The organism is Kordia sp. SMS9 (assembly GCF_003352465.1).
In the GTDB taxonomy this organism is placed as follows: domain Bacteria; phylum Bacteroidota; class Bacteroidia; order Flavobacteriales; family Flavobacteriaceae; genus Kordia.
In genome coordinates this window covers 510,723-524,515 of the sequence record NZ_CP031153.1, presented here as the reverse complement: position 1 = coordinate 524,515, position 13,793 = coordinate 510,723, and the positions used below count along the sequence as shown (strand labels likewise).

At 35.8% G+C, this 13,793-nt stretch carries 9 protein-coding genes; 6 read left to right on the top strand and 3 right to left on the bottom strand.

Annotated features, from left to right (window positions below):
* The first annotated feature begins 108 nt into the window (after window positions 1–108).
* The 4 genes from KORDIASMS9_RS02350 (at window position 109) to KORDIASMS9_RS02335 (ending at window position 6,621) form a co-directional block, all read left to right on the top strand.
* Window positions 109–2,277, top strand: a complete 2,169-nt coding sequence (locus KORDIASMS9_RS02350) for a S9 family peptidase (protein WP_114905119.1) — start codon at window positions 109–111, stop codon at window positions 2,275–2,277.
* Window positions 2,278–2,320: 43 nt separating this feature from the next.
* On the top strand, window positions 2,321–3,892 hold the full coding sequence (locus KORDIASMS9_RS02345) for a peptide MFS transporter (RefSeq protein WP_114901309.1): 1,572 nt from the start codon (window positions 2,321–2,323) through the stop codon (window positions 3,890–3,892).
* Window positions 3,893–3,919: 27 nt separating this feature from the next.
* Window positions 3,920–5,938: a peptide MFS transporter gene (locus KORDIASMS9_RS02340; protein ID WP_114901308.1), complete on the top strand. Its 2,019-nt coding sequence runs from the start codon at window positions 3,920–3,922 to the stop codon at window positions 5,936–5,938.
* Window positions 5,939–6,072: 134 nt separating this feature from the next.
* Window positions 6,073–6,621, top strand: coding sequence for a thioredoxin fold domain-containing protein (locus KORDIASMS9_RS02335; RefSeq protein ID WP_114901307.1), 549 nt, complete (start codon window positions 6,073–6,075; stop codon window positions 6,619–6,621).
* A 3-nt stretch (window positions 6,622–6,624) separates the two neighbouring features.
* Here KORDIASMS9_RS02335 and KORDIASMS9_RS02330 read toward each other — a convergent pair whose 3' ends face one another.
* Window positions 6,625–8,673, bottom strand: a complete 2,049-nt coding sequence (locus tag KORDIASMS9_RS02330) for a ComEC/Rec2 family competence protein (protein ID WP_114901306.1) — start codon at window positions 8,671–8,673, stop codon at window positions 6,625–6,627.
* Window positions 8,674–8,877: 204 nt separating this feature from the next.
* Between KORDIASMS9_RS02330 and KORDIASMS9_RS02325 the strand changes: the two genes are divergently transcribed.
* Window positions 8,878–11,166 carry a T9SS type A sorting domain-containing protein gene (locus KORDIASMS9_RS02325; protein ID WP_114901305.1) on the top strand — a complete coding sequence of 763 codons (2,289 nt, stop codon included), beginning with the start codon at window positions 8,878–8,880 and terminating at the stop codon, window positions 11,164–11,166.
* A gap of 91 nt (window positions 11,167–11,257) precedes the next feature.
* Here the strand turns inward: KORDIASMS9_RS02325 and KORDIASMS9_RS02320 are convergent, their stop codons facing one another.
* On the bottom strand, window positions 11,258–11,791 hold the full coding sequence (locus KORDIASMS9_RS02320; protein WP_114901304.1) for a C40 family peptidase: 534 nt from the start codon (window positions 11,789–11,791) through the stop codon (window positions 11,258–11,260).
* 193 nt (window positions 11,792–11,984) lie between these two features.
* On the opposite strand from KORDIASMS9_RS02320, the gene KORDIASMS9_RS02315 reads away from it, so the two are divergent.
* The gene (locus KORDIASMS9_RS02315) at window positions 11,985–12,665 is read left to right on the top strand and encodes a hypothetical protein (RefSeq protein WP_114901303.1); all 681 of its coding nucleotides are present in this window, start codon (window positions 11,985–11,987) and stop codon (window positions 12,663–12,665) included.
* A gap of 14 nt (window positions 12,666–12,679) precedes the next feature.
* Here the strand turns inward: KORDIASMS9_RS02315 and lpxB are convergent, their stop codons facing one another.
* The gene (gene lpxB / locus KORDIASMS9_RS02310; RefSeq protein WP_114901302.1) at window positions 12,680–13,789 is read right to left on the bottom strand and encodes a lipid-A-disaccharide synthase; all 1,110 of its coding nucleotides are present in this window, start codon (window positions 13,787–13,789) and stop codon (window positions 12,680–12,682) included.
* Between the last annotated feature and the right edge of the window lie 4 nt (window positions 13,790–13,793).

Below are 13,793 nucleotides of genomic sequence, written 5' to 3'. Positions count from 1 at the left end.
TTGATTTTTGTGGTACTTGCTTGATATTTGTATATTGTCAGCTTTATCATTTAAAATTACTCAAACTTACAAGCATTTAACATGCTTACTTTAAAAAACGCAATGCGAATGAAAATTAAATACATTTTTCTTTTTCTCTTCTTGGGAATTGCTAGTGTAACTACCGCACAAGAAAAGGAAATTACGTTAGCAGAAATATGGACAGGAGCTTTTAGAACTAGTGGAATGGATGTACTACATTCCATGAATAATGGAAAACAATATACCGTATTTAACAGACGTACTGGCTCGGTTGATAAATATGATTATAAAACATTAGAAAAAGTAGAAACGATTGTAAAAGCAAGCAATCTTTCTGAAATAAATTCTTTTTCTTCATATAGTTTTAGTGATGATGAAAGCAAATTGATCTTGGCTACGGAAGTAGAATCAGTTTTTAGAAGATCAACACTTGGAATTTTTTACGTGTATGACATCGCTTCAAAAAAAGTCACAAAAATTTCGGACAACAAAATTCAAGAACCTACCTTGTCTCCTAATGGAAAAAAAGTCGCGTATGTATTTGAAAATAATATTTATATGAAAGACTTGTCATCTGGAAAAGAAAAACAAATTACTACGGATGGCGTACAAAATAAAATTATCAATGGTGTGACAGATTGGGTATATGAAGAAGAATTTAGCTTTGTACGCGCTTTTCAATGGAACGCAGCCAGCGATCACATTGCATTTATTCGTTTTGACGAAACTGGCGTTCCAGAATTTTCTATGGATGTGTATGGAAGCGAATTATATCCACAGCAACATGAGTTTAAATATCCAAAAGCAGGCGAGAAAAATGCGGATGTTTCATTACACTTATACAGCTTGAATGCAGATAAAACTTCACAAATTAACTTAGGAAACTATACCGATTTTTACATTCCAAGAATTAAATGGACCAACGATCCTGTAGTGTTGAGCGTACAAGTGATCAACAGACACCAAAACGAGTTGGATTTGATCATGTACAATGCGGCAAACAATCAAGCAAAAATAGCATTGAAAGAAACGGACAAAGCGTATGTAGATATTACAGACAACTTAACTTTTTTAAAAGACAATAGCTTTATTTGGACTAGCGAAAAAGATGGATTCAACCATATTTACCATTACAAAAAAGATGGTTCGCTCATCAATCAAGTAACAAATGGTGCATGGGAAGTAACGAAATATTATGGGTATGACGAAAAATCGGATCGTGTATTTTATCAATCGGTAGAAAATGGGTCTATCAATCGTGATATCTATTCGATCAAAATCAACGGAAAGAAAAAGAAACGATTATCTGCCAAAGAAGGAACTAATAGTGCTAAATTTAGTGCAGACTTCACCTATTTCATCAACACATTTTCAAGCGCCACCACAGCACCAGAATATTCGTTACACTTGGCGAAAAATGGTGATTTAGTCAAAGAAATTAAAAACAATAAAAACGTTCAACAGAAACTTGCAGGGTATAAGACTTCCAAAAAAGAATTCTTCACCTTAACCACTGCAAAAGGACATGAGTTAAATGCTTGGATGCTAAAACCAGCAGACTTTGATACGTCTAAAAAATATCCTGTATTCATGTATCAATATTCAGGTCCAGGTTCGCAACAAGTTGCCAACAGATGGAATTCAGCTAATGACTATTGGTATCAATTATTAGCACAAAAAGGAATCATTGTTGTTTGTGTGGACGGGCGCGGAACAGGATTTAAAGGCGCAGATTTTAAAAAAGTAACTTACAAAGAGTTAGGGAAGTATGAAGTGGAAGATCAAATAGATGCAGCCATTGAACTAGGAAAACGTTCGTATGTAGACAAAGATCGTATTGGAATTTGGGGATGGAGCTACGGCGGATTCATGTCGAGCAACTGTATCTTAAAAGGAAACGATGTATTTAGCATGGCAATTGCAGTAGCGCCTGTAACAAGCTGGCGTTTTTACGATACTATCTACACAGAACGGTATATGCAAACACCACAAGAAAATGCAAGCGGATACGATGATAACTCACCTATCAATCATGTAGACAAGCTAAAAGGTGATTACTTACTAATTCACGGAACAGGTGATGACAATGTACATGTGCAAAACACCATGCGCATGATTACAGCATTAATCAATGCCAACAAACAATTTGATTGGATGATTTATCCAGATAAAAACCATGGAATTTACGGTGGTTTCACACGCTTACACCTCTATACAAAAATGACAAAATTTGTGGAAGACACGTTGTTAAAATAAACGAACCTTATTACAATTACACTAATCCTAACAATTAATTATAATGACAAACTCAGAAAAACAAGTCCAACAAAAAGAAATATTTGGACATCCAGTCGGACTATACGTTTTGTTTTTAACGGAAATGTGGGAACGCTTTTCCTATTACGGAATGCGAGGACTTTTATCTCTTTACATGGCAGCAGAACTAGTAGGAGACGACAGAGGTCCAGGATTAGGCTGGACAGATGCTGAAGCCATAAAATTATACGGATGGTATACCATGCTTGTATATGTAATGTCGATTCCAGGCGGAATGATAGCAGATAAATTTATCGGTCAAAAAAAATCAGTACTTATTGGGGCAATCATTTTAGTGTTAGGTCATGGAACTTTGGCAATTGAAGAAATGTGGGCTTTTTACACAGGATTAATTTTAATCATACTAGGAGTTGGAATGCTAAAACCAAATATCTCTACGATGGTAGGAGGCTTATACAAGCCAGGCGATATCCGAAGAGATAAAGGATTTAGTATCTTCTATATCGGAATCAACACAGGTTCGTTATTGGCAACAACAATTGTAGGATTGGTAGTCGCAAAATGGGGATGGCACGCAGGATTTGGTCTTGCAGGAATTGGAATGTTATTCGGCTTGCTCGTATACGTGTGGGGACAAAAATATTTAGTTCATGTAGGAAACAAAACGGAAGAGAGTGAAAAGAAAGATCAGGTTTCGCTATCAGAAGTATTTAAAAATTTAATTGCATCACCAATGCATTTAGCAATAGTAGTGGTGTTAATTGCAGTATCTGTTTACTATGCTGGATTTGTAATGACAGGCGTTGATCATTGGGGATATGCAGCATTGTTTGTATTCCTATCACTTGTAGTAGGAATGTTAATGATGATCTACAAAAGCCTACGTTCTCAAGTAGAAAAAGATCGTTTCTTAGTTGTATTATTGTCATTCCTTTTAGTAATTGTTTTCTGGGGAGCTTTTGAGCAAGCTGGAGGATTAATGAATCTGTACGCAGAAAACAAAACAAACAGGATGCTATTTGGATGGGAAGTTCCTACTATATGGTTTCAAAGTTTAAATGCAGGATTTATCATACTATTTGCTGTTACGGTAGCAAATTATTGGGCTAAAAGAAAATTAAAAAACAAAGAAGCATCTTCTTTATTCAAAATGGCAACAGGAACCATCATCATGGGATTAGGTTTTGTGTTCATGGTTTTTGCAGTAAGAGACTTCAATGAAAATGGTTCTTCAGGAATGTATTGGTTAGTATTAGCATATTTCTTCCATACCATTGGTGAATTATGTTCATCGCCAGTATCACTATCATTTGTGACTAAATTAGCACCAGTTCGCTATGCTTCTTTAATGATGGGATTATACTTTGCATCCACAGGATTAGGAAACAAAGTAGCAGGAATCTTAGGAGAAAACGCTTCTGAATATGGTGAATACACAATCTTTGTAAGCATCACTATTTTTACAGTCATTTTTGGATTGCTTGTCATTACGATATTAAAACCGTTAAAACGTTTAACGCATGGAGCTGAAGATAATGAAGGAACTTTCAATGAAGAAGCGGAAGGTTTTGAATTAGCTGATGGTGAAAATTAATTCGTAAAATCTTAAAAATACTTCTTGATGAATACAGATATAGAAAATTTATTTAAAGACAAAGTAATTGGACATCCTGCGGGATTGTTTGTAATCTTCTTTACAGAAATGTGGGAACGCTTCTCGTTTTACGGAATGCGTATCTTATTAGTAATATTTTTAACAGCACCTTTAATTGGTGACAACCCAGGATGGGGCTGGACATCAGAAAATGCACTGTCACTCATTGGAACGTATGGCTCGCTTCTATATTTGACACCGATAGTTGGTGGTTGGATTGCTGATAAGTTTACAGGATATCGCTTAGCAGTAGTCATAGGTTGTTTTATCATGATGCTAGGACACTTGTCAATGGCATTTGAGACTTCATTTTCATTTTATGCAGGACTAGCATTACTGATTATAGGTACAGGTTTCTTTAAACCAAACATGACTTCCATGATTTCCGAAATGTACAAAGGAAAAGAAGCTAAAAAAGATGGCGCATACACCATTTATTACATGGGTGTAAATGCTGGAGCTTTCTTTGGAATGATGCTTTGTGGATATTTTGGAGAAAGTGAAGATTGGGGATGGAGCTATGGATTTGGCTTGGCAGGTATATTTATGTTGCTAGGTTTAATTCAATTTTGGTTAGCTAAAGGGTTATTTGGTTCAATCGGTGCAAAACCATCAAAAGTACACGAAGTTGAACTCCCTCAAAATATTAATGAAGAAAGTCCAACAATAAATAAAGAGGAAAAAGCCAACATAAAGCTAAACCCGTTTACAACGTTAGATAAAGTATTAATGATCTTATCTGCTATGGGTGGATTGTTATTTTTATTCAGTGATCCTTTGTTAAAAATTGGAGAGATTAACTTGTTGCCATTTAAGGAAGTAGGAGGAATTACCATATTTGCACTAGAGTTAGTTGCTATAATAGGATTGATAGCTATAGTAATGTTTTTTAGGAAAACTTTAAGTGAATTTGAAAACATATATAAACCATTGCATCTTAGAATAGCAGCAGTTGTTTTATTGGGTATTCTGGTATACATATCATTTTTTACAAGCTTTTTTATTAGTGTATATGATCATTTTATCTACCTATTAAGTTCTCCTGAAGCTAGTCTATCTGGTCAATATTTCATAGTAATAATATCATTATATATATTCTTATACTTGGCTTTCAGTAGAATGTCTAGGTACAATCCAATGGTAAAAGCGAGAATGGTTGCGGTAACCGTATTTGCATTATTTACAGTAATATTTTTTGCTGCTTTTGAGCAAGCGTTAGGTTCAATGACCTTGTTTGCTAGAGATTATACAGAACGTGCCTTAACAGGAAATGCAGCTACAATCTTTAAAATAGTAGATTTAATATTAACGGTTGTGCCACTGGCTATTATTACTTGGGTTTTATATTTATTATTCAAGAAAACATATAATAAAATACCATATTCAAATATTGTACTAGCACTAACCTTTGCATTTTTATGGTGCGTGGTATTTTATAAAATAAATACTGAGTTTAGTAAAGAAGCAACGGAAGTGAAAGCATCGTGGTTCGGAATTTTAAACTCGTTCTTTATCATTACATTGGCGCCGCTATTTTCCAAATGGTGGGAAAGTAAATACAACCCAAGTGCTGCTATGAAGTATGGAATAGGGTTAGTATTGTTAGGAGCAGGATTTGGTGTGTTAGTATTTGGAACTTTAGGAATTCCACAAGGGGCAGAAAAAGCTTCTGTAAGTATGATATTCTTAATTCTAGCATATTTATTTCATACGATGGGAGAACTCTGTATTTCGCCCGTAGGACTCTCGTATTTAAGTAAACTAGTGCCAGGTAGAATGATAGGGTTTATGTTTGGTATTTGGTACTTAGCTATTGCCATTGGGCAAAAATCAGCGGGAACGATGGGAGGAATGATTGATGAAATCACAAAAGAATATTCATTAAGTACTTTCTTTTTAATGTTTACGTTAATACCAATAGGTTTTGGGCTTTTATCGGTAGTGTTAAATCCAGTATTGAAAAAATTAATGCACGGTGTAAAATAACCAGCAACATCATAAAAATCAAAAAAAGCGTTTTCTTAGGAGAACGCTTTTTTTAAATTACAAAAGCAAATTGTACCTTGTATTCGTAAACTAGGCACAAAGTTTGCGACAGAGACCATATAAAAGACAAACACATGAAGAAAATCATTTTTTTAATAAGTATACTTCTCGTAAGTGTTACGACCGTTCAAGCACAGAAAATCAATTGGGTTTCCATAGAAGAAGCGCAGGAACTCATGAAAAAGGAACCGAGAAAAGTCATCATGGATGTATATACTGTTTGGTGTGGACCTTGTAAAATGTTAGACAAAAATACGTTTGGAAATACCGATGTTGCCAAGTATATCAACGAAAACTACTACGCCATCAAATTCAATGCAGAAGGCGATTCGAGTGTAACGTTTGAAGGAAACACCTTTACCAATCCAAATTACGATCCGGCAAAGAAAAAACGTAGAAATGCACAACATCAATTTGCACGTTATCTAAGTGTACGCGCCTATCCAACAATGGTGTTTTTTGATGAAGATTTCAAACTCATTGCGCCAATTTCAGGATACTTACTACCAAAACAACTTGAAATCTATTTGAAACTTTTCAAAACAGATAAATACAAAGAAGTCGTTTCAAAAGAAGATTGGGAAAAATATCAAAAAGAATTTGTAAGTGAGTTTAAAAGTTAAACTTCATCTCAGTTCGAGTCGAACATAAGGAATAGAAAAAAATCCTTTTTCACCCGTATAGTGAAAAGGGATTTTTTGTTTTCTAGCTGCTGCCTTCCAACGCGCTACATAACTTCTATAATTGCTTCCGTCAGCAATAATAAATTCAGGTTTCAAATCATTCATAACACGATTCAAATTAACTTTAGGCGAATTGCTCAACAAAATATAGTTCGGTTTCAATTGTGGAATCTGATAAATGCCCAAACTATCAATTCGCAACAAAACAGCTTTGTGAAACGCATACACATTTTGCAAACTGTCTTGCGTTACTTTTTCTATAAAATCTTGCTGTTGTTGATTTTTTAGCGTGTAATTTTTCGCTGTGGCAGAACTGTCTAAATTATGAAACAATTGCAAAGAAGTTCCTTGTCGTTTGGCTAAAATCGTGGCTTTCGATTGATGCAATACGGCAAATGAAGCTGTAGTTGGAAAGTTTTGTAAACGATCTAAAAACCACAATCCTTGACACATCAAAATGCTACAGAATGCTATCTTTAAGTGTTTCCTTTTGGGAAGATGAAAATACTGTGCAAACGCAATCACTACAAGATAACAACCAATCATTTGCAAAAAACGCATCGGAATGTCTGTCAATACAAACTGCTCGTGGGAAGCAATCCAAGAAACAAAGGCATTCATGTATTGAATAATTTCACTGTAGAAACGGCTTAAAAATTCAGGCAACACTTGAAAATAGGCAAGAATGATCACCAAAATCCCAACAGCTAAAATAATGCCCAATACCGGAACAATGGTCAAATTCGCCACAAAAAACAATCCAGGAAACTGATGAAAATAATACAAACTCAAAGGCAAAACTCCTAACTGAGCAGACAAACTTACCGTGAGCAATCCCCAAAAAGATTTCCCTAAAAAAGATCTTGGATTCCAAAGTTTTTTCCACAAAGGTTGCAAACAAACAATCGCAAAAACGGCAGCGTAACTCAACTGAAAACCAACATCAAACAAAAAATGAGGTTTGCACAACAACAAGAAAAACATCGAAACGGTCAATACTTGTAAGGTATTTGTTTGCCTACGAAAATGTGTGGCAACTACAATTGCGGTAAACATCGTTACTGCGCGAACAACGGAAGCAGAGAGTCCAGAAATAAACGCAAAACTCCACAAAATGCTTAAAATGAGCACTAATTTCAACGGTTTTCCATACCGAAAACGATCCAACGGTTTGAAGATGAACTGCAATAAAAACGACAAAATTCCAACGTGCAATCCTGAAATTGCCAGAATGTGAATGGCGCCAGCATTGGCATAATTGGTCTGCAACTCTTTGGAAATTTGTCGGCGTTGTCCTAACAACAAGGCTTCAATCACTGCGAGTTCGTCTGCTTTAAAATTGTTGTCTAGCAATCGTTGATGAATCGTATTTCGAAGCGAAGCCGCAGCACCATACAAGGTTTTCGGAACATGTGTAGCCAGCAAAAACTCACCCGATTTCAAATACAACTGTGCATACACATACCGATCTTCCAAATATGTTTTATAATCAAAAGCAGTCGGATTCAACGCTGCTTTCACAGGAATTGGCAACTTTTGGGTATACAAAATGGCGTCTACGGGCAACGATTTCGACAAACTATCTTTCCGAATATGAATCAACAATTTTCCAGAAGCCATTGTATCATTCACACAGAAAACTTCACCAACATACCGATCGTAATAGGAATTCGATTTCAACACTTCGTGAATGCGAAACTGTATATTTTCAACTAAATTTACATGACTGTAATGCGAAGCGTGATTTTTCTCTTCATGAAAATTTTCAATCACCATTCCCAAACTAACCATGGTCGTCAAAGCGACAATTCCGAAACTGATCTTTTGTATAAATTGCTTTCGGGCAATCCAAAAGAAGACACACAACACACAAAACAATCCTCCAAAAATAAAACAACTTGTGGCCCAAGAAATCGTACCGAAATACGCGATTAAGATGCCTAAAATTAACGAAAACGTCAACTTGGTTACGATAAAATGGAGCCACTTCATTGTCTATAAATAATTAAAATCAATTCAAAATAGACAAAAAACGATTCCGTTCTTCATATAAGTTGATAAGCGTTGAGTTGAGTTTGTAAGCGTAGGTATGTAATGATAATTTGAGACACATTTTAAGAAATTAAAAAAAGAAACAAATAAAAAACCGTCAATAAAGTCGTAAATTTATAGCTCACAATCAGCCTTTTACGCATTATGAAAAGAATACTACACTGCACACTTATACTCTATATTGCATTTACCACCATAGGATTCGCTCAAGTAGATTTAGGAGACGACGTTACAACCTGCGAAGGCGAAACAGTAGTGTTAGATGCTACTACGCAAAATGCTACGTCCTATCAATGGAGTTTGGATGGACAAGTATTAGTGAATGAAGTAAGTGCTGTATTATTTGTAACGCAAGGTGGTGTGTATGAAGTGACAGCTATCATCAGTGGAATGCCTGCAACGGACAGTGTATTGGTAACTTTTAATCCCACGCCAGCCATAGGAAACATCACTGATCTTCTAATAGAAGCAATGAATGGAGTCGATTTTGGCACTTTTGATCTCACTACCAAAATTCCAGAAATTACGAATGGAAATGCCAATCTCAGCGTCACTTTTTACGAAACATTAGCAGACGCACAAACCGATATAAACAATATTTCAAGTCCTAATAGTTATGTCAATATAATAAATCCGCAAGAAATATTTGTACGTGTGCAAGACCTTACAACGAGTTGTAGTAGCATTGCGAGTTTTACGCTAGTAATAAACAATTTCACACTCATAACCTGCAATGCAAGTCCACAAATCAACACCTTTTGTTACGGTAATTTTGATCAAACAGCATTTGCGTTTCAAAGTGATAGCGGCGCTCCCATAACGGTAGAATTTTTAGCGGGTGAAGTAGAAAACATCTTTGATGAGTTGGTTATTTACGATGGCAATATAACAGACCCAATACTATATTCTGGTTATGGTAATGATGGCGACCTTACCGGATTGTCATTTCAGTCTACAGGCGGCGAAATTACCATTCAAATTCAATCAGATGGTTCTATTGCGTGTTCCACCAATTCATTTGAACCTTGGCAATTTACAGCCTCATGTTTGGATGTCAATACTGTGGGCATCATCAATGTGAACAGTTTTTTGGATGATAATAACAATGGTGCTTTTGACACTGGAGAAGTGACTTTTCCTTTCGGGAATATAGTATACGAAGTAAATGATAACGGAGAAATAAATGTTGGTTCGTCTGATGGAAACTTTTTTATTGTGAGTGATGATGCCACAAACTCGTATGATGTGACGTTTTCGCTTTTTGACGGATATGAAAATTGCTACAACGTTACAACGCCTACAATTAACGATGTGAGTGTTGCCATTGGGCAATCTGTCACGCTAGACTTTCCTGTGACACAACAGCAAGCGTGTGAAGACTTAGAAGTAATTTTAATCAATCCTTCAACGCCACCAAGACCTGGATTTACATACGAGAACATACTATACTTAAACAATCTAACATTTTCAACCATTGCTTCAGGAACGGTAGAAGTGATCATTGATGATGATTTGGTGCTTAATGGAGTTGCCAATGTAAACTCTAATTATATCATTACCAACACAGCCACAGGTTTTACGGTCGATTTTGTGAATTTACCGCCGTTAGCTAGTGAAGCTATAGAAATACAATTACTATGTCCGGTAAGTGTTCCGCTAGGCGATATCGTTTCCAATACGGCAACCTATACAACCACTACAAACGATTTTGTGCCTGGAAACAATAGTGCTACGCTAAGAGAAGTTGTCATTGGTTCTTGGGATCCGAATGATATCCGAGAATCGCGCGGCCGAGAAATTATATTTCAAGATTTTACCGCTAATGATTACTTGTACTACACGATCCGATTCCAAAATTTAGGAACTGCCGATGCTATCAATGTTCGCATAGAAGAAACCTTAGACACAAAACTAGACGAAACAACGTTTCAAATGCTTGCGTCGAGTCATGCGTATCAAGTACAACGTGTCGATGGCGATTTAATTTGGACATTTGACAATATCAATCTGCCAGCCGAAATGTTTGATGCAGAAGGCAGCAATGGTTTTGTATACTTTAAAATAAAACCCCAATCAGGGTACGCCATTGGCGACATCATTCCCGCAGTGGCAGGCATCTATTTTGACTTTAACGCGCCTGTGATTACCAATATCTTTGAAACGGAATTCGTAGAACCGTTATCAGTCAATGAAATTGCAGATTTTCAAGTAAAACTATATCCAAATCCTGCGACGGATATTTTATATATAGAACTTGAAAAAAGTGAACTCATTAGGCTGCAATTGGTTGACATACACGGAAAACAAATACTGACAAAAACCGCTACAAGCAAACAAATAGAACTGAATATTTCTAACTTAAAAAGCGGAATGTATTTCTTAAAATTAAGTTCAAACACCGCGCGACTCACAAAGAAAATTACGGTGAAGTAAGCGAAAAAGTTTAAAAGTTGATCATATAGAAAATAGTATCAAAAATCCAATACCAACACCCGCCACATTGAGCATAGTCGAAATGCGGCACCTAAAGAATCCTCCGCGCTTCCGTAAACGCATTTTTCCAATAACGCTCGCTCAAAGAAGATACCAACACACCTTTAGAAGTAGTGGAATGAATAAACTTAATATCACCACTTTTGTGAGAAACGACTAAACCAACATGGTTGATGCGTTTTCGATTCTTATTCGTCTGAAAAAATAGTAAATCTCCTTTTTGTACGGTGTTTAATTTGATGCGTTTCCCTTTCGTCGCTTGTTGATATGAAACTCTTGGCAATGCTACTTGATGTTTCCCAAAAGCAATATATGTCAACCCAGAACAATCCATTCCTTTGCGTGTCGTTCCACCAAACTTATAGCGTGTTCCTTTGTATGCCATCGCGGTTTTTACAACGGCATTGGCTTTACTAAATGCTTTTTTAGTAGTGGTTTTCTTTTTTGAAGTTTTATTTACTACTGTGGTCGATGTTGAACTTTTACGCGAAGAAGAAGCTTTCTTAGAAGATCCACAAGACACAACAAAAATTGCCAAAAAAAGTAATAGGAGTTTTCGAATCATGAAGAAGGGTTTTTGCTAAAATAATAAAAACTATGAATTTAAAATGCGAGAATGATTCAAAAACAGTGTCAAAAAAGAAGTAAATACTTAAAAAAAAGTAAAAAGCACATCCATAGCTTTGATAAGTGTGTATATACTAATAACTTTAAAAGTCTAACTTTCAAGAAAATCAACTTAAAAAACCATATCTCCTATGAAAAAAGTAGCATATTTTACAGGTATATCTTTTTTAATAACGCTTTTAATAGCTTGTGCGGATACAACTAAAAAAGAAAAACCAACATTAGACACTAACAAAGAAGAAATCAAAGAATTAGCCACAGTAAAAGAAGATATATTCGATTTGCGAAATGATTCTATCATCTTCAATTCGGCAACCATTGAAAACTTTGACAAAGACGGAAACTCACAAACTGTATTTTGGTTGGATGCAAAAAAAGATACCATTTTACGATTCTATCGAAAGTATGATGCGAATAAAAAATTAATTGGTGCCGAATATTACGAAGTTGGTGATATAGAACCAAGTCGCGATACAGTTTATACAAATTCGGAAGGAAAAAAAGTAGAAGCATCTCTCAGAGAAGGAAAGATCTCTTGGAAATCTACAATCACAACGGATAAAAACGGGAATCCAGTTTTAAAAACCTATGAAAATAGCAAAGGCGAATACCGCGGAATTGATAGTTTGTATTTTGATGATCAAAATCGTGAAATCAAAGGGTTTTATGAAAACTCCAAAGGCAAACGCTACGGAATCAAAACCTACAAATACACCAAATCAGACGAAAACGGAAACTGGATGGAACGCAACATGTTTGTAAATGATACCTTGCGACAAAAACATGTGAGAATGTTACAATATCACGAATAAAATACATTTTACTACTACCGAATCGCTCCACAAATCAACTTCGCTGCATTGGCACTTGCACCTTTGCCACCGAGTTTTTGCTCCAATTCGTAATAATCTTCAAAAAGTTGGCTGCGTTCTGTATCGTCTAAAATACGTGTCAATTCTTTTTTGAGGTTTTTTGTATTGAAATCATGCTGAATCAATTCTTTGACAACTTCTCGGTCCATAATCAAATTCACTAACGAAATATACTCCAACGTAATAATGCGCTTCGCAATTTGATAAGAAATATTGTTGGCTTTATAGCAAACAACTTGTGGTACTTTATACAATGCAGTTTCTAAAGTTGCGGTTCCCGAAGTGACCAATGCAGAATTGGCAACACTGAGTAAATCATACGTTTTGTTATCTATAAAATGAACGCTTTTCCCTTGAATGAATTGATCGTAAAATACTTTTTCCTGACTTGGTGCACCTGCAATGACAAACTGATATTCCGAAAAATCATCCACTACAGAAAGCATCACAGAGAGCATTTTGGTAATTTCTTGTTTCCTGCTTCCAGGCAATAAGGCAATAATTGGTCGTGCGTCTAACTGATGTTCTTTGCGGAATATTTCACCATCAACAGGTTTTCTATCGGCAATCGCATCTAACAACGGATGACCTACAAAATGTACATCATACTCATATTTTTTGTAAAAATCTTTCTCAAAAGGAAGAATCACAAACATAGCATCAATATCGCGCTTTATCTTTTGCACTCTGCTCGCTCTGCTTGCCCAAACTTGCGGAGAAATATAATAATTGGTGCGGAAACCTTCAGCTTTTGCCCATTTTGCCACACGCAAGTTAAATCCTGAATTATCTATAAAAATCACGACATCTGGTTGAAACTCGGCAATATCTTTCTTGCAAAAAGAAATCATGCCCAAAATTTTACGCAGATTCATAATAATTTCAATAAACCCCATAAAAGCACGTTCCTTATAATGCATGACCAACGTACCGCCAACGGCTTGCATCAAATCGCCGCCCCAAAACCGAAAATCGGCAGTAGGATCTTCCGTTGCAATGGCTTTCATCAAGTTAGAACCATGCAAATCGCCCGACGCTTCTCCTGCAACAATATAGTACTTCATCTGT

Excerpts from the sequence above, each read along its gene's own strand:
- KORDIASMS9_RS02350 (WP_114905119.1), top strand. The coding sequence starts at position 109 with ATGAAAATTAAATACATTTTTCTTTTTCTCTTCTTGGGAATTGCTAGT.
- KORDIASMS9_RS02345 (WP_114901309.1), top strand. The coding sequence starts at position 2,321 with ATGACAAACTCAGAAAAACAAGTCCAACAAAAAGAAATATTTGGACAT.
- KORDIASMS9_RS02340 (WP_114901308.1), top strand. The coding sequence starts at position 3,920 with ATGAATACAGATATAGAAAATTTATTTAAAGACAAAGTAATTGGACAT.
- KORDIASMS9_RS02335 (WP_114901307.1), top strand. The coding sequence starts at position 6,073 with ATGAAGAAAATCATTTTTTTAATAAGTATACTTCTCGTAAGTGTTACG.
- KORDIASMS9_RS02330 (WP_114901306.1), bottom strand. The coding sequence starts at position 8,673 with ATGAAGTGGCTCCATTTTATCGTAACCAAGTTGACGTTTTCGTTAATT.
- KORDIASMS9_RS02325 (WP_114901305.1), top strand. The coding sequence starts at position 8,878 with ATGAAAAGAATACTACACTGCACACTTATACTCTATATTGCATTTACC.
- KORDIASMS9_RS02320 (WP_114901304.1), bottom strand. The coding sequence starts at position 11,791 with ATGATTCGAAAACTCCTATTACTTTTTTTGGCAATTTTTGTTGTGTCT.
- KORDIASMS9_RS02315 (WP_114901303.1), top strand. The coding sequence starts at position 11,985 with ATGAAAAAAGTAGCATATTTTACAGGTATATCTTTTTTAATAACGCTT.
- lpxB (WP_114901302.1), bottom strand. The coding sequence starts at position 13,789 with ATGAAGTACTATATTGTTGCAGGAGAAGCGTCGGGCGATTTGCATGGT.